The 19,510-nt window shown below is 68.3% G+C and carries 20 protein-coding genes; 9 read left to right on the top strand and 11 right to left on the bottom strand.

Going from position 1 to position 19,510, the window contains the following annotated elements; all coding sequences use genetic code 11:
- The first annotated feature begins 1 nt into the window (after position 1).
- Both J4573_RS14185 and J4573_RS14180 read left to right on the top strand, forming a co-directional pair.
- On the top strand, positions 2–976 hold the full coding sequence (locus J4573_RS14185; RefSeq protein WP_208255893.1) for a carbohydrate ABC transporter permease: 975 nt from the start codon (positions 2–4) through the stop codon (positions 974–976).
- Positions 973–1,794: a carbohydrate ABC transporter permease gene (locus J4573_RS14180; protein ID WP_208255892.1), complete on the top strand. Its 822-nt coding sequence runs from the start codon at positions 973–975 to the stop codon at positions 1,792–1,794. The genes J4573_RS14185 and J4573_RS14180 overlap by 4 nt, the downstream gene beginning before the upstream one ends.
- Positions 1,795–2,883: 1,089 nt before the next feature.
- Here the strand turns inward: J4573_RS14180 and J4573_RS14175 are convergent.
- A complete protein-coding gene (locus J4573_RS14175) occupies positions 2,884–3,672 on the bottom strand; it encodes an alpha/beta fold hydrolase (RefSeq protein ID WP_208255891.1) in 789 nt (262 codons plus the stop codon).
- Between the two features lie 61 nt (positions 3,673–3,733).
- Between J4573_RS14175 and J4573_RS14170 the strand changes: the two genes are divergently transcribed.
- Entirely contained in the window at positions 3,734–4,432 is a 699-nt protein-coding gene (locus J4573_RS14170) for an HAD family hydrolase (protein WP_208255890.1), read from the top strand.
- A 256-nt stretch (positions 4,433–4,688) separates the two neighbouring features.
- Positions 4,689–5,183, top strand: a complete 495-nt coding sequence (locus J4573_RS14165) for a hypothetical protein (RefSeq protein ID WP_208255889.1) — start codon at positions 4,689–4,691, stop codon at positions 5,181–5,183.
- A gap of 508 nt (positions 5,184–5,691) precedes the next feature.
- Here the strand turns inward: J4573_RS14165 and J4573_RS14160 are convergent.
- Positions 5,692–6,813 (bottom strand): suppressor of fused domain protein, encoded by a 1,122-nt coding sequence (locus J4573_RS14160; protein ID WP_208255888.1) that lies wholly within the window; start codon positions 6,811–6,813, stop codon positions 5,692–5,694.
- A gap of 508 nt (positions 6,814–7,321) precedes the next feature.
- On the opposite strand from J4573_RS14160, the gene J4573_RS14155 reads away from it, so the two are divergent.
- On the top strand, positions 7,322–7,774 hold the full coding sequence (locus J4573_RS14155; protein WP_208255887.1) for a bacteriocin immunity protein: 453 nt from the start codon (positions 7,322–7,324) through the stop codon (positions 7,772–7,774).
- Positions 7,775–7,866: 92 nt separating this feature from the next.
- On the opposite strand, the gene J4573_RS14150 is transcribed toward J4573_RS14155, so the two are convergent.
- Entirely contained in the window at positions 7,867–8,337 is a 471-nt protein-coding gene (locus J4573_RS14150) for an SRPBCC family protein (RefSeq protein WP_208255886.1), read from the bottom strand.
- Entirely contained in the window at positions 8,334–8,828 is a 495-nt protein-coding gene (locus J4573_RS53955; RefSeq protein WP_307796627.1) for an RNA polymerase sigma factor, read from the bottom strand. Before J4573_RS53955 ends, J4573_RS14150 begins: the two co-directional genes overlap by 4 nt.
- A gap of 81 nt (positions 8,829–8,909) precedes the next feature.
- Between J4573_RS53955 and J4573_RS14145 the strand changes: the two genes are divergently transcribed.
- Positions 8,910–10,109 carry a phytoene desaturase family protein gene (locus J4573_RS14145; RefSeq protein ID WP_307796626.1) on the top strand — a complete coding sequence of 400 codons (1,200 nt, stop codon included), beginning with the start codon at positions 8,910–8,912 and terminating at the stop codon, positions 10,107–10,109.
- Positions 10,110–10,346: 237 nt separating this feature from the next.
- Here J4573_RS14145 and J4573_RS14140 read toward each other — a convergent pair whose 3' ends face one another.
- Together J4573_RS14140 and J4573_RS14135 are read right to left on the bottom strand one after the other, a co-directional pair.
- Positions 10,347–10,688, bottom strand: coding sequence for a hypothetical protein (locus tag J4573_RS14140; RefSeq protein WP_307796625.1), 342 nt, complete (start codon positions 10,686–10,688; stop codon positions 10,347–10,349).
- Positions 10,689–10,705: 17 nt separating this feature from the next.
- Entirely contained in the window at positions 10,706–11,194 is a 489-nt protein-coding gene (locus tag J4573_RS14135; RefSeq protein WP_208255884.1) for a helix-turn-helix domain-containing protein, read from the bottom strand.
- Between the two features lie 291 nt (positions 11,195–11,485).
- Between J4573_RS14135 and J4573_RS14130 the strand changes: the two genes are divergently transcribed.
- From J4573_RS14130 to J4573_RS14120, 3 genes are all read left to right on the top strand, one after another.
- Positions 11,486–11,689: a hypothetical protein gene (locus J4573_RS14130; protein ID WP_208255883.1), complete on the top strand. Its 204-nt coding sequence runs from the start codon at positions 11,486–11,488 to the stop codon at positions 11,687–11,689.
- A 34-nt stretch (positions 11,690–11,723) separates the two neighbouring features.
- Positions 11,724–12,392, top strand: coding sequence for a class I SAM-dependent methyltransferase (locus J4573_RS14125; RefSeq protein WP_307796624.1), 669 nt, complete (start codon positions 11,724–11,726; stop codon positions 12,390–12,392).
- Positions 12,393–12,463: 71 nt separating this feature from the next.
- Positions 12,464–13,396: an NAD-dependent epimerase/dehydratase family protein gene (locus J4573_RS14120; protein WP_208255881.1), complete on the top strand. Its 933-nt coding sequence runs from the start codon at positions 12,464–12,466 to the stop codon at positions 13,394–13,396.
- Here the strand turns inward: J4573_RS14120 and J4573_RS14115 are convergent.
- The 5 genes from J4573_RS14115 to J4573_RS14095 all read right to left on the bottom strand — a co-directional run bounded on the left by J4573_RS14115 (position 13,393) and on the right by J4573_RS14095 (position 19,502).
- Positions 13,393–14,031 (bottom strand): class I SAM-dependent methyltransferase, encoded by a 639-nt coding sequence (locus J4573_RS14115; protein WP_208255880.1) that lies wholly within the window; start codon positions 14,029–14,031, stop codon positions 13,393–13,395. The genes J4573_RS14120 and J4573_RS14115 overlap by 4 nt on opposite strands.
- Positions 14,032–14,038: 7 nt before the next feature.
- On the bottom strand, positions 14,039–15,544 hold the full coding sequence (locus tag J4573_RS14110; protein WP_208255879.1) for an AMP-binding protein: 1,506 nt from the start codon (positions 15,542–15,544) through the stop codon (positions 14,039–14,041).
- Positions 15,541–16,734, bottom strand: coding sequence for a cytochrome P450 (locus tag J4573_RS14105; protein ID WP_208255878.1), 1,194 nt, complete (start codon positions 16,732–16,734; stop codon positions 15,541–15,543). Before J4573_RS14105 ends, J4573_RS14110 begins: the two co-directional genes overlap by 4 nt.
- 216 nt (positions 16,735–16,950) lie before the next feature.
- Positions 16,951–18,666, bottom strand: a complete 1,716-nt coding sequence (locus J4573_RS14100; RefSeq protein ID WP_208255877.1) for an N-acyl-D-amino-acid deacylase family protein — start codon at positions 18,664–18,666, stop codon at positions 16,951–16,953.
- Positions 18,667–18,671: 5 nt separating this feature from the next.
- Positions 18,672–19,502, bottom strand: a complete 831-nt coding sequence (locus J4573_RS14095) for an SDR family oxidoreductase (protein ID WP_243772961.1) — start codon at positions 19,500–19,502, stop codon at positions 18,672–18,674.
- Positions 19,503–19,510: the final 8 nt, after the last annotated feature.

Genomic DNA, 19,510 nt, shown 5'->3' with positions numbered 1-19,510 from the left:
GATGCAGTCCGTTCAGACCCGGCAACACCGCACCCCGCCCGCGCCGCCGCCTCGCCCCCGCGCGGCCGGGCGGCTGCGCGGCGCCTGGCGTCCCCGCGTCTGGGGCCCCTACCTCATGGTGGCCCCGACCGTTGCGGGCGCGGCGTTCCTGCTCTTCTACCCCCTCCTCCGCAACCTCCTCATCTCCTTCCAGCACTTCCGCTTCGGCGAGCTCATCAGGGGCCACGCCACCTGGGTAGGCCTGCACAACTACCGCGCGGTCCTCTCCGAAGGCGACTTCTGGACGGTGGTTCGGCGCACGTTCCTCTTCACCGCGCTGAACGTCGTCCTCATCATGGTGCTGTCCACCCTGGTGGCCCTGATGCTGACCCGCCTGGGCAAACGAATGCGCCTGGCAGTAATGAGCGCCCTGGTCCTCACGTGGGCCATGCCCATCATCGCCGCGACAACGGTCTTCCAGTGGCTCTTCGCCTCGCGCTACGGCGTCGTCAACTGGCTGCTCACCCGACTCGGCATGGACGGCTACTCCGAATACCCGTGGTTCGCCCACGGCTGGGCCACCTTCTCCGTCCTGGTGATCCTCATCGTGTGGCAGTCCGTCCCGTTCGGCGCCCTGACGCTCTACGCCGCCCTGACCACGGTCCCCGGCGAGGTCCTGGAATCGGCCCGCATCGACGGCGCGGGCCCGACCCGCATCTTCCGCTCGATCCTCTTCCCGATGCTGCGGCCCATCTTCGGCCTGGTCACGTCCCTGGAGGTCATCTGGGTCTTCAAGGCGTTCGCCCAGATCTGGGCCATCAGCCGAGGCGGCCCCGACGGCGCGACGACAACTCTCCCCGTCTACGCCTACCAGGTCGCGCAGTCCCTCCGTCAGTACGACCTGGGAGCCGCGATCTCCATGCTCACCGTGCTGATCCTGACCGTCGTCCTCATCGCGTACTTCCGCCAGGTGTACCGGCAGGAGGCCCAGACATGACCAGACGCGCCGCCCTCAACGTGGCCGCCCTCCTGACCATCGCCATCGCCGCGTTCCCCGTCTACTGGATGCTGATCACCGCGCTCAAGCCCACGCGCGACATCCAGTCCGACACCCCGCGCTTCATCCCCACCGCGGTCACCCTCGACCACTTCCGCACGGCGATCCACGTCGACGGCTTCTGGACGTTCTGGGCCAACAGCCTGACCGTCACCCTCTCCGGCGTCCTCATGGCCCTGGCAGTCGCGCTCTTCTCCGCCTTCGCCGTGGCCCGCCTCCGCTGGAAGGGCCGCCGCCCGTTCATCCTGATGGTCTTCATCGCGCAGATGGCCCCCTGGGAGGCCCTGCTCATCCCCGTCTACATCATCGCCCGCGACACCGACATGCTCGACCACCTGGCCATGCTGAGCCTCGTCTACTTCATGATGACGCTGCCCTTCACCATCGTCACCCTCCGCAGCTTCCTAGCCGCGATCCCCGTCGACCTAGAAGAGGCCGCCCAAGTAGACGGCTGCTCCCGAGCCCAAGCCTTCCGCCGCGTCGTCTTCCCCCTCCTGGCGCCCGGCCTCCTGGCCACCTCCCTCTTTGGCTTCATCACCGCCTGGAACGAGTTCGCCTTCGCCAACATGCTCATCATCAAGAACCAGGAAGACCGCACCCTCCCCGTCTGGCTCTCCTCCTTCAAAAACGTCTTCGGCACCGACTGGGGAGCCACCATGGCCGCCTCAACCCTCTTCATGCTCCCCGTCCTGGCCATCTTCCTCATCCTCCAAGGCCGAGTAACCACAGGCCTGACCGCCGGCGCCGTAAAAGGCTGACCCCCACAACCCCCCGATCCCCGTAACCCCCACAACCACACGCCCAACCCACACAGCAACAACCACACCCACCGCGAGCCGCCCGCACCCCGCACTACCCGCACTCGCGTTGCCTGCGCCGCGCGTTGCCTACGCGATCTGCTGCCAGCGCCATGCGGCGCCCGCACGTGCGCCGCCCGGGCACTCGCTGTCCCCACCGCGCGTTACTCGCGCCATGCGTTGTCCGCGCCATGCGTTGTCCGCGCCACGTGTTGTCCGCGCCACGTGTTGCGTGCACCGCGCGCTGCCCGCGCGACGCACTGCGCGCGCCGCCCGCTGCATGCGCTGGCCCGCACCATGCCCTGCCCGCACTGCGCGCCGCCCGTCCCGCCCCAATCCGCGCCATGTGCTGCTCGCACTCCGCATTGCTGGCGCCGCACGCTGCCGTACTGTGGGCTGCCCGTATTGCGCGCTGCCCGGACACGTGTTGCCCGCGCCGTGTGTTGCCTGCCCGATCTGCTGTCGGCGCCATGTGGCGCCCGGACGTGCGCCGCCCTGGCACGCGCTGTCCGCACCGCGCGTTACTCGCGCCATGCGTTGTCCGCGCTACGTGCTGTCCGCACTACGCGCTGCGTGCTCCGCGCGCTGCTTGCGCTGGCCCACCCCCACCCCGCGTTGCTGGTGCCGTTCGCTGCCGCACTGTGCTCTGCCCGGACCGCGTGTTGCCTGCCCGATCTGCTGTCGGCGCCATGTGGCGCCCGGACGTGCGCCGCCCTGGTCACGCGCTGTCCGCGCCACGCGCTGCCCGCATCGCGCCCCGAGCCATGTGCTGTTCGCTCGCGCGTTGCTCGCGCCGCTTGCTACCCACACCACGCCCTGTCTGCGTCATGGGTTGCCCGCGCCACGTGTTGGCCGGACCGTGCGCTGTCCGTGCCGTGCATTGCCAGCACTGCACGCTGCCTGGACTGTGCCCTGCCCGCGCTACGTGCTGGCGCGTCACGCACACTGCGGTTGCTGCGGCCGCTGTCTGTGCTGCTCGTACGGGGGCCACGCGCATTGCGGGCACTGCGGGCGTGGTGTTGGTGGCCTGCCAGCGTCGTGGCGCGGGGGTCAGGTCTTGCTGAGGAAGTTGTTGAGGGTAGGGGCGAGGTTTTCTGGGCGGTGGAGAACGCTGTGGTCTTCGCCTGGGATGGAGACGTACTGGCCGTTGGGAACGGCGGCGGCGAAGGCCTTGGCGGCGACCGTCATCCAGGGTTGGGTGCGGTCTCCGCTGATCGCGAGGGTCGGGGTGGCGAGATCGCCCAGGCCGTCGGGGAGGGCCAGCTCCGGGCCGCAGATCGCGACGTCGTACGGCAGCGTGTGGGCCAGCGTGATCATGTCGGCCCACATGGGGCTCTTGCGCATCTCGGCGACGACCTGTGCCGGAACGCCGACCTGGCCTTCCAGGAAGAGCGCTGCGGCGCCGTCGCGATCGTACTTGGCCACCAGGGCCTCGATCTGCCCGCGGACCTCCGGGCGGGGGAGCGGCCGGGCGCCGTCCACCGCGTACGGCGGCTCGTACGCCATCAGGGAGGTCACGGGCAGCCCGTGCAGCGCGGCGGCGATGGCGAGCACGGCGCCGGAGGAGTGGCCGAACAGACTGGCCTGCCCGCCGACCGCCTCGATCAGGGCGGCGATGTCCTCGATCTCCCGGGCAGGGTCGAAGCCCGTGGCCTTGTCGTTGCTGTCTCCCCGGCCGCGCCGGTCGTAGACGATCGCCCGATGCCCCGTCAGGGCCTGCGCCAAGGCGGAGACCGATCCGCGGTTGTTGAACGCCCCGCCGATCAGGATGACGGCCGGCCCGTTCCCGAACGACTCGTAGGCGATCCTGCTGCCGTCCTGCGAGGTGGTGGTGTCCATGGTGTCCTCCGAAGGGCTGCTGACTCCGAGGCTCTCACGCCCATGCGACAGAATTCGTTCCGTGCGAACGCTCGTGCTCTGGGACATCGACCACACCCTCGTCAGCATCGACGGCCTCAGCCGTGAGATCTATGCGGACGTCTTCGCTGAAATCACCGGCCGCCCAACGGAGAAGGTCGCGAGCATGGCCGGTCAAACTGACCTGGCCATCACGGCAGAGACCCTCCGACACCATGGCATCACTCCTAGCCCCGATCTAATAGAGGCGTTCATGGGCGCGCTCGCCGAGGCATTCTCGTCACGCCGGCACGAGATCAAGGCCCGAGGCCGCGCCCTCGACGGAGCCCGAGCAGTTCTGGAAGCGTTGGCAGACCGTACGGATGTGATCCAGTCCGTCCTCACCGGCAATATGAAACCGGTCGCCGAATACAAGCTGACCGCGTTCGATCTGAACCACCTCGTCGACTTCGAGGTGGGCGCGTACGGCCAAGACGCCGCCGAACGCCCGACCCTCGTCCGCCTGGCTCAGGATCGCGCGACCAGCAAATACGGCGAGACCTTCGACGCCGCCACGACCGTCCTGATCGGCGACACTCCTAACGACGTCCTTGCAGGTCACCAGGGCGGGGCCCGCGTAATAGCCGTGGCGACCGGCTCCAGCACCAAGTCTCAACTCCAAGAAGCCGGTGCCGAGTTGGTCCTCAATTCCTTGACCGACACCGATGCGGCAGTCCGTGCGATCCTCTCGGCAGGCCAATAACAACCATCGGGCGCGGCAATTATGACCACCATTGCCTGTGTTCAGAGCGTTCCTCTGGCCGGGGTAGGCCATCGCTAAGCCAGAGTAGGTCGCTGCACCGAATGCGTGGTGTGTGGGCGGGGTCAAACGTGGACGCGTTCGGCCGCATACGGACACTCGTGCGATTGAACCCCGCCCACGCCCTTTCCGTGAAGCCTACGAGGGGATGCGGCCCCTTTGATTCATCCGGCTTCATTTCGTGAAAGGGGTCGCATCCATGCGTCCTGCCATTCCTGCGCGGCTTCGGTCGCCTCTGTCCCAGCACAAGGCCGCCATCGCCACCGCCTCCGCCGGTGTCACCGCGCTGGCGACCGTGCTGGCCCTCAGCACCGCCTCCTCAGCGGCGACCGGTTCGGACACCGCTTCCGCCCAGGGCACCATCACTCGCGGGACCACCGTGTGCGCCGGACCGATCAACGTGCGCCTCGGCACTGGCGAGTTCCTGGCCGCCAACGGCTTCGCGTTCAACGCCGCCCACCCGAACGGTGTCGCCATCGACTGGACCATCCGACGTGGCGAGCTCATCAGTTCCCAAGGCGGTACGAGCTTCTTCACCGCCGCGACCGTCATCCGCTCCGAGCACACCGCCCAGTTCCAGGTCTCCGTCCAGAACGGTGACCCGAACCTGCCCGGCTCCGTCTGGGTCTGCGGCACCTCGTCGCTCAACCAGCCCACCCAGGTCGAGATGACGCTCAACAGAACGGGCGCCTGACCGACCAGTGAGCCGTGAGCGGCCAACCCCGGCCGCTCACGGCCACAGCGCCCGTCTCTCACAGCCATAGCGCGGCCCATGGAGCCGAACCAGGAGTGCTGCCCCCGCCAATTCGCCCTTAATAGGGCCCAGACCTCGAGGCCTCAGGCCTTCTGGCCCCGGCCCCTGGCAGACTCCAGACCTTCAAGCCCCAGACCTCCAGATCTCAGGCCAGACCTCCAGATCTCAGGCCAGACCTCCAGGCCAGAGGCCAGACCTCCAGGCCTGAGGGCTCGGCCCTCGGGCCTGGCACTTCAAGACCAGGCTTCTCAAACCCGAGGCCCTTAAGTCTCCTCTAGGCCCAGGCCACCAGGCCCACCAGGCCCGTCAGGCCCTAGGCCGCGGGGCGGCCAGGCCACTAGCCGACCAGGCCACCAGGTCTCAAGGCCACTGGGCACTCCAGGCCCAAGATGCTCTAGGTCCCTAGTCCGCTGCGGCCCCGGCCGGCACGACGCGGTGCGACGCGCGGTCAGCGGCTGACATCGGTGATCACCGACAACTGGGCCAGGACCTCGTCGTTGCTGGTCGCCTTGGCTTCAGCGAGTTCTTCCCGAGTGACCCCCACCGCCGTGATGAACTCGATCCGTCCACCAGGCGTGTCGATCGCGCCGAGCTCCGGGTCGGTGACGAACGCCAACGCATCAAGTCGACTGCTCTCCGGCCCAAGCTTCCCGGCGACGCCCATCCGGTGCCCGTCGGCGAACGCGTATCCCTCGCCGAAGACGTACTCGCCCAACTTGCGCAGCGTCTGAAGGGCCCACCCGGGCGGCATCTCGTCATCATCGGTACGAGGCACCCGCATGGTCAGTTCGAACCCGAGTCCGCTGAGCCCCGCCACAGCCTCAAGTTGGCCGTCCAGGTCACTGAATCCCCACGTGACCAGCAGCCAGTAGCCGTCCCCGGCATGCGCGCTCAATTCCTGAACGCCCTTGCCCACGGCGGTCTCGGTCGACCACCGCAACGGCTGCCCAGGCACAAGAGCCTCCACTGCAGCAGCAATCGCCCCGCGGCTACCCTCACCGATCTTCGGCACACCAGACTTCAGAAGCGCCTCGAAAACCCCGCCCCAAAATGCTTCTTCACTCAGCGCCCGTTCATCCAACTCCCTCAGCTCAGCAATCACCTTCTCGGTGTAAGGACGGGCCTCCTCAGCCGAAGCACCAGCCATCTCCCTGCGCCGAAGCTCGATCCGATAGAGGCACTCCACAAAGGAGCCCAAGGTCGTGTTGATGGTCTCAATGTCACTGGTGAGCTCGCCGTCCTCAATCGCGAGCATGAAGACGTTGCCGCTCCCCAACTCCACGGCATAGCGGATCTGGTCGGCACCCGCGACCTCATCTCCCCGCCCGCCCTTTCCCAGGATCAGAAAACGCGCTGGCCGGTCCTGCGTCTCGGCCTGAAACATGGTCAGAGCCTCGTACGGCCCGTCCACCTGCATCGAGAAGAGCATGTCAGCGGCAACCGGGATCCCCACCGAGCAAAGCACTTCAGCGACATCCGCCCGGACCTCATACGACTCGACATCGGCCCGATCCAGCGTCATGACGCCGTCCGAGCCAAAGACCGCAACGAGTTCAGCATGCGTAGCCACAGAAAGTCCTTCCAGGGGAGCAGAAGCACCAGAGCATAGTGATCTTCAGACAAGGCCTCCCCGAAACCACCCCAAACCCCGTGCGACTGAACCGAGACACCCAAACAAGAAAACACGCCAAAGGAGAGCGATCGGGCCCCTAGACCGCAAGGCCGCCACCCGCATCGCGTTCGACATACGCCCCAGCGGCGATCTGGACCGCCTGGATGGGGCCATCGCCGCCACGTCGTCCACCACGACCCCTACGCCGCGCAAGGGCTGGCCGAGATGATGTAGCCGATCGCGAACCACCGCCGCACCTACCCCGACCTGGCGGTCACCCTCCACCACCAGCTCGCCGAAGACGGCCAGGCCGCCACGCACTGAACGGCCGCCATGACTGACGAGGGCTCACAGGCCACCCTCACCCCGGCATCGTGTAAGCCTGGCGCGTCACGGACATGCCCAGCCTGTGCAGCCAACCAACCCCTCGCCAGGCCTGACGCTCGCGCCCGTCATACTGCCGCTCATGGATCTGCGCTCAGAGTTGCTGCCTCCACTCGTGAACGAGCAACACCTCGAGGCGCTCAGCCAGCAGATCGCCCGAATCTCCGATCGAATCCAGCACAACGAGCCGGCCGCCGAGGCGATTGAGGCCTTCAACAAACTGACCGGCCACCACTACGCCCCACACGACTTCGCCGAATACTGGGCCTCTCGCAGCCTCTCCGACTTCGCTCTAGAAGCGGCCAGGCCAGCACACCCGAGAGTCCCCGACATCACCCGCGACGAGGTCGCCGAGCTCATCAAGCGCATCATGGCCGCGGACCCCGGCACCGACTACTACCTGCGCATCCTGGACGCCAGTCTCAGCCACCCCGCCATCACGGACCTGATCTTCTATCCTCCCGCTGAACTCCAAGACGCCTCACCTGAGCAAATCGCCGACGCCGCAATGAGCCACCGCCCCATCGCTCTGTAACGGCCGCCCGCCAGGTCAGGCGCAGCAGAGCAGAACCCAGTTACGGAGACTAATCCCACCGACTGACAATCCGACTCGCTCCATGTCCGAACTCAGGACTTGTAGTCGGTGACGAGTCGTTCGATCGTCTGGAGCTCCGCGTCGATTTTCGCGTGGGCGGCTTGGTGGTCAGGTGACTGGTCCGGACTGGGCGAGGACGCTGCCACTCGCCGATGTTCAAGATGAGCCAGCAGGGTCTCGCTGCCGATGCTGCGGGCGGCGAACGCGATGACGATGGTGCTGGATTGCATGAGGCACCAGCCCGACCGGAGCCTGGCGTCCATCTCCTCTTCGCGCCCAGCCGTGTCCTGCACCTGCAGACGTAGAAACTCGCCGTCCTGCTCGATGACGCGCACCTGGGCGACCCCGGGCTCGTATCGAGGCGTGGCGTTCTCCAGGTCCGCGACGACCTGCCACACGGCGTCGAACGGCGCGGCTATGCGACGCTGTCGAACGTGGGAGCCGGGCAAGGCGGCCGCGAGGATTTCAAGGCGGTCGATCGGGTCGATGGCTGGATCGTTCACGATTCCCACGCCTCCCGGAACGCGGCCCTGGCTCGATGCAAGCGGGACTTCACCGTTCCTGCCGGGATCCCCAGAGTGGTGGCGATCTCCTCTTCACTCAGGCCTTCCTGAGTGCGCAAGACCAGCACGGCACGCTGGGAGACCGGCAGGCGCCTCAGGGCGTCGTCGATGTCCACCAGCCCTTCGAACGAGGGGTCGGGACGGTCGACGACGACCGGCTCGTCCGTGGCGATCTCCAGGTCGTTCCGGCGGGCGAGCCGGATCGCGGTCCGGACGGTGACCGACCGTACCCAGGTCATGATCGCCTCGGGGGCGTCCAGCGAGGCCAGCCCCCGGAAGATGGCCAGCAGTGCCTCCTGCGTCGCGTCGTCGGCCGTCGCCGGGGCGATCCGGCCGCACAACCGGCGGACGTACGGGGCGAGCTCGTCCAGAAGCCGGTCCAGCGCGAGCACGTCTCCCCGCTGAGCCGCCTCGACGATCTCCGGGTCCACGCCAGGAAGATTACTTGGAACCTTTCGGCGGTTCCTCGCCACCTTTCTTTCAGGAGGACATCACACAGAAGGGCCGATCTTGTGAAATCAGACCTGACGATCGTCGGCGCGGGGCTCACCGGCCTCACCGCCGCCATCGAGGCAGCCGAACGCGGCTGGCAGGTGACCGTTGTCGAGGCGCACTCCCGGCCGGGCGGGCGAGCGCGATCGCTGGAAGGTCCCTACCTGGCCAACGACGGTCCCCACGCGGTCTACGTGGACGGCCCATGGTGGGCTTGGCTGGAACGCCGCGACCTCACCCCACCCATAGTGAAGGCGCCGCCCGATGGAGGCCTCGTCCGAACGGGAGGCCGGCTCGGCCCATGGCCCGACGAGCTCACCGCGGCCATCGCCACCCTGCCGACCGAGGCGCCGCCACAAGACCCGTTCCGCACATGGCTGCTCAAGCACGTCGACGCCAAGGTGACCGAGGCCATCGTCGGGCTGGCCTTCATCTTCACGTTCGACCACGACCCCGGCCGCCTCTCGGCCGCGTTCGTCCACGAACGCCTCCGCCGGGCACTCGCCGGCGGTGCCCGCTACGTGACCGGCGGCTGGTCCACCCTGGCCGACGCCATCATCGAACGAGCCACCGACCTCGGCGTGCACATCCGCACCCAGACCCGACTGTCCACCCTGCCCGCGAGCCCGACGATCCTGGCCACCAGCCTCGCCGCAGCACGCCAGCTGACCGGCGACGACTCACTCACCTGGCCCGGCGCCCGCGTGGCAACGTTCGACTTCGGCCTGCGCACCGACGGCGGCCCGGACTGGTTCCGCATCATGGACCTGGACAACCGCATCTACGCCGCCCGCTACAGCCGAGCCGACCCCACCCTGGCCCCGCCCGGCCACGAACTCATCCAGATCTGCGCCGCATGCGCTCCCCAAGAACGAAAAGCCGACGCCGAACGCCGAGTGCACGCCCTCCTCGACCACTCCTGGCCCGGCTGGCGTGATGCCGTTCAGTGGCACCGCAGCGCTCTGCGCACACACTGCTCCGGCGCCGTGGACCTGCCCGGAACAACATGGCACGACCGCCCAGCCATCGGCCGCACCCCCACCCTCGCCGTGGCCACGGACCAGTCCGCCGCCCCCGGCCTCCTCTCCGAAGTAGGAATCGCCGCCGCCCAAAGCGCCCTCCACCACCTCACCAACCCCCAAGACCACCTCAGCCCGCCAACCAACCTCAGCCCGCCAACGAATCCCGACCTCTACCCCGCCCAAGGCAGTCCCCAGTGAATGCCCCGGCGCTCCCGCGCGGGTCTTCGCGACTGGCGGGGTCTGTCCCACGCGGGTCTCCGTGAGCGGCGGGAGGGGGTGACCTCCGGGCGGGTATGAGGAACGGCGGGTCTAGCATCCGAGCGGGTGTTGGAGGACGGCAGAGGCTGACGTCTGGACGCGGGCTCCTCAGAGGGCCTGATCCAGCGTTGGTTCCCCTGGCGGCATCCGGGGTGGCGGACCCGATCCGGCCGTGGCTCAGGAGCGGGCGTTGATCACGGCGTCGGTGTACTGCTCGCTGGTCAGGTCGCGTTCATCGATGCCGAGCACGGTCAGGACGGCGCGGACGTCGGCTAGCGCCGAGGCCAGGTCATCTGGTTCGGCCAGTGTTTCCAGCTCGATGAACGTGCCGTCCAGCTCGGGGACGGTGACCATGGTGGCGAGCATGTTCCGACCTGAGGCGGTGAACCGGTAGTTCGCACAGTGCTTGGTCAGGCGGACGTACTCCACAGCGCCGAGGGCCCGCAGGACCGTGTCGATGACGGTGAGATCGGCGACCTTGGTCTCGTGCTCTGGCTTGGAGCCGCTGGCCTCGTCCACGGCGGGCTCTTTGTAGGTCAAGTTCGGCGCTCGGTGACGGCCTTTCTCAGCACGGAGTCGTTCAACGCCAGGAGACCGAGGACGCGGACGGCGAGAATGTCCACGGACGCCGCGTTGGTCACCTGGTCACGCATGTCCTGGGCGGCGTCGGGCTGGCTGGGGAACACCTGTGCGATCTCGGCATGACCAGCGAGAGTCGCCGCTTCGAAGGCACGGCGTGGAGCCAGACCCAGCAGTGCACGGGCGTCGTCCGGCATGCGCAAGCCGTCTGCGATCCGCTCGTAGACGTCGAGGCGCGCCACTTCTCGTCGTCTGTTGATGATCTCGTTGACGCGGCCCTGGCCGAGGCCGGTGGCGGCACCGAGGCGGGCCTGGCTGACGCCGGTGTGCTGCTGAACGACGCGCAGGATCTCGGAGATGTCGCGCTTGACCAGCGCGTCACGAACGTTCGGCCGCTGCCATGCGGCAACAGGGACGTTGAGGGGGCCGTACGCCGATGCGTCCATCTCAGGATGAGCGTACATCTCACGATGAGATACGCGTCGGGGGATCGAGAAGCCCGGGGCGCCGACATCGTTTGAGCTGTGACGCACACACGGCGGACGGCAGAGGCCGAGGAAGCCAAGGCGGCGCTTCGGAGGGAGTTTCCGGGGTGGTCGATCATTCGGAGCGAGCCGGATGGGCGGTGGTGGGCTACGCGTGGGCCTAAGGCCGGGGAGCTTGTTCAGCACGGGGAGTCTTGCTTTGAGGCTGCCGGCCCTGAGGAGCTTCGAGAGGAGTTGCGCGGGTGAGGCGCGATGGCTGAACGGGAGATCGGCAGGGAAGAGCGGGCACATGAGCTTGCCAGGGCGATGGCCGCTTTCAACCGGGCTATGAATATCTACCAGGGCAGGACGGTTTCTGCGGGGTCGAGGCTGGCGGCTGAGGAGATGGAGGAGTTGCGGGTGTTGGGGGACATCATCGAGCGGGCTGCTGAACGGCGGGTTGTCGGTGAGGGGTAACGGGGGGATTTGTAGGGGTGGCGGGGGGATTTGTATGGCGGGGGGGCTGGGGGGCTGGGGGGGCCTCCCGCCCCGTACGTGCCGCAGGCGCCGCCTGTTGGGCGGCATACTCGGCTGGATGGGGTCTCGGTACGAGTCGGTGGTGCTTGATGCCATTCCGCGCGGGTGTGGGCGGGCGGTGGATGTGGGGTGTGGCAATGGGGGACTGACGCGGGAGTTGCGGAGGCGGGGTGTTCCGGAGGTTGTGGGGATTGACCTCTCGGAGGCCTGCATTGAGAGGTGCAGGGCTCACCCGGATGGTGCGGGGATCAAGTATGTAGTTGGTGATGTCCTTGGCGGGGCGTTGGAGCCGGGGAGCTTTGATCTGGTCAGCTCCATGGCGTCGCTGCACCATATGGATACGCGGGCTGGTCTTGTCGGACTTCGGGACCTGGTGGCGCCTGGGGGCGTTCTTGCCGTGGTAGGGCTGGCCAGGCCTGATCTGCCTAAGGACATTCCGCGTGAGGTGGCGGCGGCGATTGTCAGTCGGGTTCGACCGGTGCCGGGCATGAGCGAGGACATGCCCAGGCCGCCGATCGTGTGGCCTCCTCCGGAACGGTATGCGACGGTGCGGCGGCTGGCCGCCGAGGTGCTTCCGGGGGTGCGGTGGCGGCGGCATCTGCGGTTTCGGTACTCCCTGGTGTGGACGAAACCGGCGCCCTGATTAGTGACATCTGCATCTGTTGGGTGGCGGGGGTGTGGTTGGAGGCTGGATAGCTAGATGGGGAGGTACGGATGATTCTCGTTACTGGTGGCCTGGGGTCTATCGGGTCGCATACGGCTCGGGCTCTGCTGGATCTGGGTGAGTCCGTTGTGCTCACTGCCCATCGGTCCACCGAGCTGCCCGAATACCTTGAACGTGAGCGGGTCGTTGTTGAGCGGCTGGATGCTACCGATGAGGCTGCTTTTCTGGATATCGGGAAGCGGCATGATGTCGACGGGATCGTCCATCTGGCGGCCGGGCGATTCGACCTGCCGGATCCGGTCGAGTATCTGCGGGGCGAGAGCGTTGCTTTGTTGAACGCTCTTAAAGCGGCGTCGGTGTGGGGCGTTCGGCGGTCCGCTGTTGCCAGCAGCATCGGGGTGTACGCGGGGGTGGAGAACTCTCCGTGGAGTGAGAACCTTCCTTTGCCGGTGGTGGCGCCTCATCAGATTCATGCGTTCAAGAAGACCGCGGAGTTGTTCGCGACGGTGGCCGGTGACGGTTTTGAGGCGCTCAGCCTGCGGATCGGGACTGTTTGGGGACCGCTGGGGCTGCCCGACTCGCCGTTCTTCGCGCTGCCGCGGTTGTTGAGCGCGGCGGTGTGGGGTGAGGATCCCGATCTGACTCCGCCTCGGCCGGCGGCTTACGCCGAGGACGCGACGGACCTTTGTTACGTGAAGGACTGCGGGCGGGCGATTGCGCTGCTCATGGTCGCGGAGCAGCTGAACCACCGGATCTACAACGTCTCCAGCGGGCGGCTCGTGAAGTATGGGGAGGTTGTGGATCGGATCAACGCCGTTACGGGGGCGGGGATCGTTCTGCCGGAGGGGCGCAACCCTGAACGGCCGCCGGACAACTACCTCGACATCACTCGGCTGCGGGAGGACACCGGGTTCCGGCCGGAGTTCGATGTGGAACGGGCGGTGCCTGACTATGTCGACTGGCTGCGAGGGCACGACCGCTAGGGCCGGCGGGTCAGGCGGAAGCGGTAGGCGTGCGGGAACCAGCGTCTCGTCATGAGGGCTCGGGCCGGGCGCTGGACCAGCGGCATGTTGCGGGTTATCGCGCGGAGCTCCTGGCCTGGCACTTGGTCGGTCGTCTCTAGGCACCAGGCTTTGAAGCGGGTGCGGAGTTCGGCTTCTGTCACGCCTAGGCCGAAGCGGGGCTTGATGCCTAATCCCCACATCCAGAGCGTTGCGCCTGGGGCGGCGGCTCTGGTGACTGCGGCCGCGTAGGCGTCCCGCTTGGGGAGGGGGACGCTGTGGAAGCAACCGAAGTCGATGAGGAGGGTGAAGTCGCCCAAGCCTTCCAGGTGGGTGATGTCGCCTTGGATGAAATGGGCTTGGACGCCTGCGGTGGTGGCTCGTTGGCGGGCCTGAGCGATGGTGGTCTCGACCAGGTCTATGCCGGTGACGTCCCAGCCGTGCTGGGCCAGGTAGACCGAGTTGCGGCCCGTTCCGCAGCCCAGGTCCAGGGCGCGGCCGGGCCTGAGGGCGTTGGGCCCTTCGATGAGGTCGGCCAGGGCGCGGTCGGTGTCGAAGGTGTCCCAGAACGCCAGGCCTAGACGGTACGAGAGGTAATAGCCGACGCGGCCGGTCATTGTTCGATTAGAGCATTGAGCGGGCCCAGGCGTAATCGGGCTTGCCGACGGGTGTGCGTTGCACGGCGTCGACGAAATGGAAGGCGCGTGGGACCTTGTAGCCGGCCAGGGATTGGCGGCAGTGGGTCTTCAGGTCCTCCTCGGCTGCCTTGCCCGCTATGACGGCGGTGACGCGGTGGCCCAGGCGGTCATCGGGTGCGCCGATGACTATGGCGTCGGAGACGGCGGGGTGGGTTCGGAGGACTGTCTCCACCTCTTCGGCGAAGACCTTCTCGCCGCCGGTGTTGATGACCAGGGAGCCGCGGCCCAGGAGGGTGACCGTGCCGTCCTCCTCTACGCGGGCGTGGTCGCCTTGCAGGGCCCAGCGGCGGCCGTCCGGGGCGGTGACGAACGTGGCGGCGGACTTGGCCGGGTCGTTCCAGTACGCGGTGGGGATGTGGCCGGTACGGGCGACGATGCCTTCTTCACCCGGGGCGGCCGGGGAGAAGTCCTCGCGGAGGATGGCGAACTCGGGGCCGAGCTGGAAACGGCCATCGCCTATGGACGTTCCCATGGCGCCGGTCTCTGAGCCGCCCAGGTTGTCGGAGACGTAGGCGTTGGGGATTGCGGCTGTCAGCCGTTCCTTCACGTCGGCAGAGAGGGGAGCGCCACCCGAGCCGAACGCGAAGACCTCCAAGCCCGGCCATTGCCTGGCAGCGAGTTCGTCCGCGATCGGCTGAGCCATGCCGTTGCCGACCAGCATGAGGATCTGCGAACGCTCTCGTACGGCCAGCTCGAGAGCGCGAGCGGCGTTGAAGTGGCGTTCGGACCACAGAACGACCGTGCCGCCCGTGGTGAGCGTGATCCAGGTGATCCACTGGCCGCCGCCGTGCATGAGGGGCGCGTGCACCTGGGCGCGCAGAGGGTCGCGGTCGGCGCAGGAGGCCAATTCCTCGGGGGAGGTGATGGGAGTACCGCCGAAGTTGCCGCCGCCCATGGCCGCGATGAAGATGTCCTCGCAGCGCCACACCACGCCCTTGGGCAGGCCGGTGGTCCCGCCCGTGTAGAGGACGTACGGGTCGTCGGACGAACGAGGGCCGGGCGGGCGTGCAGGTGAAGCGGAAGCCAGGGCGTCTTCGTAGTCGCCGTCGATGGTCAGAACGGGGATGTCGACGGCGGGAAGCAGGTCGCGTTCGGCTATCAGCGCCTTGCAGTCCGAGTCGCCGAGCAGGTGGGCGAGTTCGTCGGCCACGTAGCGGTAGTTGACGTTGATGGGGGCCGCGCGCAGCTTGTAACACCCGATCATCGACTCGACCCACTCGGCGCGGTTGTGGGACAGCACGCCCACGTGGTCCCCGGGCCCGATGCCGATCGAAGAAAGGTGGTCGGCGACGCGGTTGGCGCGTTCGTCCAGCTCGGCGTACGTCAGCCGCACGGAACCGGCGACCAGAGCCGGCCGCGACGGACAAGCGTCCGCGACGACCTCGTACAGGTCGGCCAGGTTGAACGAGCGCGCGCCCGCGGCGGCCGTCATGCGGTCGCTCGGCGGGTGAGGGTGATCGGGAACTCCGTGACGCCGCGTACGAAGGCGTTGCGCAGGATGCGGGGGCCCTCGTCGTCGGCCCATTCGGCGGCCTCCACGCGGGCGACGAACTCCTCGAAGAAGATCTGGAGTTCCAGGCGCGCGAGGGAGGCGCCCAGGCAGAAGTGCGGGCCGAGCCCGAACGCGATGTGGTCGCCGGGCGTGCGCGTGACGTCCAGGACGTCCGGACGCTCGAAGACCTCCTCGTCTCGGTTGGCCGAGCCGTACATCAGCAGCACCTGCTCGCCCGCCGGGATCGTCACGCCCGACACCTCGGCGTCGACGTTCGGGGTGCGGCACATGTTGAGGATCGGGGTGGTCCAGCGGACGAACTCCTCGACCGCGCCGCCGATGAGGGACGGGTCCGAGCGCAGCAGGCGCCACTGGTCGGGGTGGCTGATGAGCGCGTCGATGGCGGTGGCGATGACCGTACGGGTGGTCTCCGCGCCGCCGACCAGCAGCAACAGCGCCTCGTGCGCCAGGTGCTGGTCGCCGTAGGACGGATCGTCGGGGCCCGCGTTCGACCAGATCGAGAGGAGGTCCTGCGAGGGGCAGGCGCGGCGGTCCTTGGCCATCTCCAGTACGGCCAGCGCGAACTCGCCCGCCGCCACGGTCGCCTTCTCGGTCACATAGCGCTGCCCGCCGCCCGCGAAGACCGCTGTCTCCGACCAGTGAACGAGCTGCGGCCACGCCTCCTCGGGGAAGCCCAGCAGCCAGCCGATGACGCGCGCGGGCAGCGGCGCGGCGAGTGCGGGGATCGCGTCGACCGTGCCCGCCTCCAGGGCGGTCTCGATGCAGTCCACGGCGGTCGAACGGATCTTCTCCGCGTACCGCGAGACGCCGCGCGGCGTGAAGCGCTGGTAGACCATGCGGCGCCGGTGCATGTGCTCGGGGTCGTCGTGGCCGATCATCGACGGGTCGGAGGGGAGCTGGGGCCGGTAGCCGCCCGCGTTGCTCCACAGCTTGGCGTTGCGCTCGATCGCGAAGATGTCGGCGTGCCGGGCGATGCCCCACAGGCCGTTCTCCGCGTCGTGGTAGACCGGGGCCTCGGCGCGCAGGCGGGCGTACACCGACCAGGGGTCGGTCGCGTACATCTCGCCGTCCAGCAGGTCGATCTTGAGGTCGGTGTGCAGCTCGGTCATCAGCGTCCTCCGCGCAGGGTCATCGGCGGGCGGGCCTCGCGTGTGGTCATGGGCATGCACCCGCGTGTGGTGACGGCGGTGCTTCTCGTGCGGTCGGGGGCCTCCTCCGGGTGCGATCGTCGGCGTGCTCGGCGTGCTCGGCGTGCGGTCGTCGGCGCGCACCCGCGTGAAGTGATGGGCGGCCCTCGCGCATGGTCGTGGGCGTCCCAGGTGCGGTCATGGGCGGGGTCCGCGGATGAGGCGGCCGGGGAGGTCGCCGGTGTGCTCGCCGTTGGCGAAGACCTGCGTGCCGTGGACGAACGTGGCGAGGTAGCCGTCCGCTCGCTGCACCAGCCGGCGGCCGCCGCCGGGCAGGTCGTGCAGCATCTCGGGGCGGTGCAGGGCCACCCGGTCGAAGTCGATGAGGTTGAGGTCGGCGCGCATGCCGGGGGCGATGACGCCGCGGTCGCCCAGGCTGTAGAGGCGGGCGGTGTCGCGCGTCATCATCCGTACGACGTGCTCCAGCGGCAGGCGCTCACCCCGGGAACGGTCGCGTGCCCAGTGGCTGAGCATGGTGGTGGGCAGGGACGCGTCGCAGATGAAGCCGCAGTGTGCGCCGCCGTCTCCCAGACCGAGGACCGCGCGGGGGTGGGTGAGCATTTCGCGCTGCGCGTCCAGGTTGTTCCCCGCGTAGTTGAGCAACGGCATCATCAGCACGTTGCGGCCGTCGTCCTCCAGGAGCAGGTCGTACAGCAGCTCCATCGGGTCGCGGCCCGTCGCGGCGGCCTGAAAGGTGAGCGACGTTTCCGGGGCGGGTTCGTAGTCGGGGTTATGCGCGGCCAGGGGGTAGAGGCGCTCGGGGAAGGTCCGCACCATCGAGGCGAGAATGTCCTCGGGCTCCGGGCGTTCGGCCAGGATTCGCGCCTTGACGGCCGGGTCGCGTAGGCGGGCGACCCTCTCCGGCAGGGGAAGGAGCGCCAGCTCCACATAACTCGGGTGGTCGCCGAACGCGTGCAGCGACTCCAGGGAGATGAGCATGCCGAACGGGCGGGACGCCACCTGCGGATAGAGCTGCGCATCGTCGGCTGCGGAAAGCTCCAGCAGTTCACGCCACAGGTCTGGAACGGAGTCGATCTGCAGGAGCGCGAAGGAGACCGGGCGGCCGATGGCCTTGGAGAGCCTCCGCATCCAGGCGATCTCCTTGGCGGGGGCGTTGACGTCCTCTCCGGCAGCACCCGCAGGCGCCAGTTCATAGACACCCGTGCCGAGCTCCTGAAGAGCCTCGCCGATGCCGAAAAGCTCGTCTTCGGCGGCGAACGTCCCGGGCACGTACTCCCCGTCTATCGCCTTGTGCGTCAGCGTTCGGGAGGTGGAGAAACCCAGCGCGCCCGCCGCGACGCCCTCCTTCACGATGGCCTTCATCGCGGCGATGTCGTCCGGGGTGGCGGGCTGGTTGCGGGCGCCGCGTTCACCCATGACGTACGCGCGGACGGCGCCGTGCGGGACCTGCGTGCCGAGGTCCATGGTGAACGTGCGCCGATCCAGCGCGTCCAGGAACTCGGGGAACGTCTCCCACTCCCAGCTGATCCCCGCAGACAGAGCACTGCCGGGGATGTCCTCGACCCCTTCCATGAGGCCGATCAGCCAGTCGTGCCGGTCGCGGGCCGCGGGCGCGAAGCCGACGCCGCAGTTGCCCATGACGACCGTGGTGACGCCGTGCAGGGAGGACGGCGTGAGGACCGGATCCCACGTCGCCTGGCCGTCGTAGTGGGTGTGGATGTCGACGAAGCCCGGAGTGAGGAGGGCGCCCTCGGCGTCCACCGTTCGGCGGGCCCGGCCGACATCGGGCCCTACCGCGGTGATACGACCCTCGGTGACGCTGACGTCTGCGGAGTAGGGAGCGGTGCCTGTGCCGTCTACGACACGGGCGCCCTTGATGACGAGGTCCTGCATCGAGGTCAGTCCTCCTCGGGTGGTGCTCCGTTCAGGGCGTCGGCGCCGAACATGGGCTCGAACATGGCGCTGTAGTCGGGCCCCCGGCGCAGGTGGTGGCCGCCGTCCACGTTGATGACCTGGCCTGTGATCCAGGACGATTCGGGGCCGACGAGGAAGCGGGCGGCCTCGGCGATGTCGTCGGGCTCGCCGACGCGGGCCAGGGGCATGCAGGCGATGTAGTCGTCCAGGATCGGCCCGGGGTCGGCTATGCCCGCGACCAGTTCGGTACGGACGAGGCCGGGTCTGATGCCGTTCACCCGGATCCCTGCCGCGCCAAGCTCGTCGGCTCCGAGCGCGACCAGATGGTCGACGGCCGCCTTGGACACCCCGTACGCGCCGAACCAGCGGTGGGTGTTGGACGAGGCGATCGACGAGATGGCGACGAACGCGCCGCCGCCCGCGCGGGCCATCGCGCGCGACGAGTGCTTGAGCGTGAGCATGGTGCCGGTCGCGTTCAGTTCCAGCGTCGCGCGCCACGAGTCGGTGTCGAGGCTGGGGAGCGGTCCGATGGAGGTGGATCCGCCCGCGCTGTGGACGACCGCGCGCAAAGGAGCGCCCTCGGCAGCCTCAGCGGCGGCACGGACGGCCTCGATGACCTGTGCCTCGTCCGTGACGTCCGCGACGACATAGCGCGCGCCGATCTGGTCGGCTGCGGCCTTCAACCGTTCTTCCGTACGCCCGCAGATCGTGACGACCGCGCCGTCGGCGGCCAGGCGGCGCGCACAGGCGAGGCCGATGCCGCTGCCGCCGCCCGTCACGAGCGCGGCGGTCCCGCTCAACGCGGTTTCGCTCAACGCGGTTC

It is taken from the genome of Actinomadura barringtoniae (assembly GCF_017573505.1).
GTDB lineage: Bacteria > Actinomycetota > Actinomycetes > Streptosporangiales > Streptosporangiaceae > Spirillospora > Spirillospora barringtoniae.
Note: the sequence above shows the minus strand (reverse complement) of the source record. Positions and strands in the feature narration are given on the sequence as shown.

Coding starts and splice junctions, on each gene's coding strand:
- J4573_RS14115 (WP_208255880.1), bottom strand. CDS start 14,031: ATGACCGGCCGCGTCGGCTATTACCTCTCGTACCGTCTAGGCCTGGCG.
- J4573_RS14185 (WP_208255893.1), top strand. CDS start 2: ATGCAGTCCGTTCAGACCCGGCAACACCGCACCCCGCCCGCGCCGCCG.
- J4573_RS14105 (WP_208255878.1), bottom strand. CDS start 16,734: ATGACCGAGCTGCACACCGACCTCAAGATCGACCTGCTGGACGGCGAG.
- J4573_RS14100 (WP_208255877.1), bottom strand. CDS start 18,666: ATGCAGGACCTCGTCATCAAGGGCGCCCGTGTCGTAGACGGCACAGGC.
- J4573_RS14130 (WP_208255883.1), top strand. CDS start 11,486: ATGGCTGAACGGGAGATCGGCAGGGAAGAGCGGGCACATGAGCTTGCC.
- J4573_RS14175 (WP_208255891.1), bottom strand. CDS start 3,672: ATGGACACCACCACCTCGCAGGACGGCAGCAGGATCGCCTACGAGTCG.
- J4573_RS14125 (WP_307796624.1), top strand. CDS start 11,724: ATGGCGGGGGGGCTGGGGGGCTGGGGGGGCCTCCCGCCCCGTACGTGC.
- J4573_RS14120 (WP_208255881.1), top strand. CDS start 12,464: ATGATTCTCGTTACTGGTGGCCTGGGGTCTATCGGGTCGCATACGGCT.
- J4573_RS14155 (WP_208255887.1), top strand. CDS start 7,322: ATGGATCTGCGCTCAGAGTTGCTGCCTCCACTCGTGAACGAGCAACAC.
- J4573_RS14165 (WP_208255889.1), top strand. CDS start 4,689: ATGCGTCCTGCCATTCCTGCGCGGCTTCGGTCGCCTCTGTCCCAGCAC.
- J4573_RS14110 (WP_208255879.1), bottom strand. CDS start 15,544: ATGACGGCCGCCGCGGGCGCGCGCTCGTTCAACCTGGCCGACCTGTAC.
- J4573_RS14135 (WP_208255884.1), bottom strand. CDS start 11,194: ATGGACGCATCGGCGTACGGCCCCCTCAACGTCCCTGTTGCCGCATGG.
- J4573_RS14180 (WP_208255892.1), top strand. CDS start 973: ATGACCAGACGCGCCGCCCTCAACGTGGCCGCCCTCCTGACCATCGCC.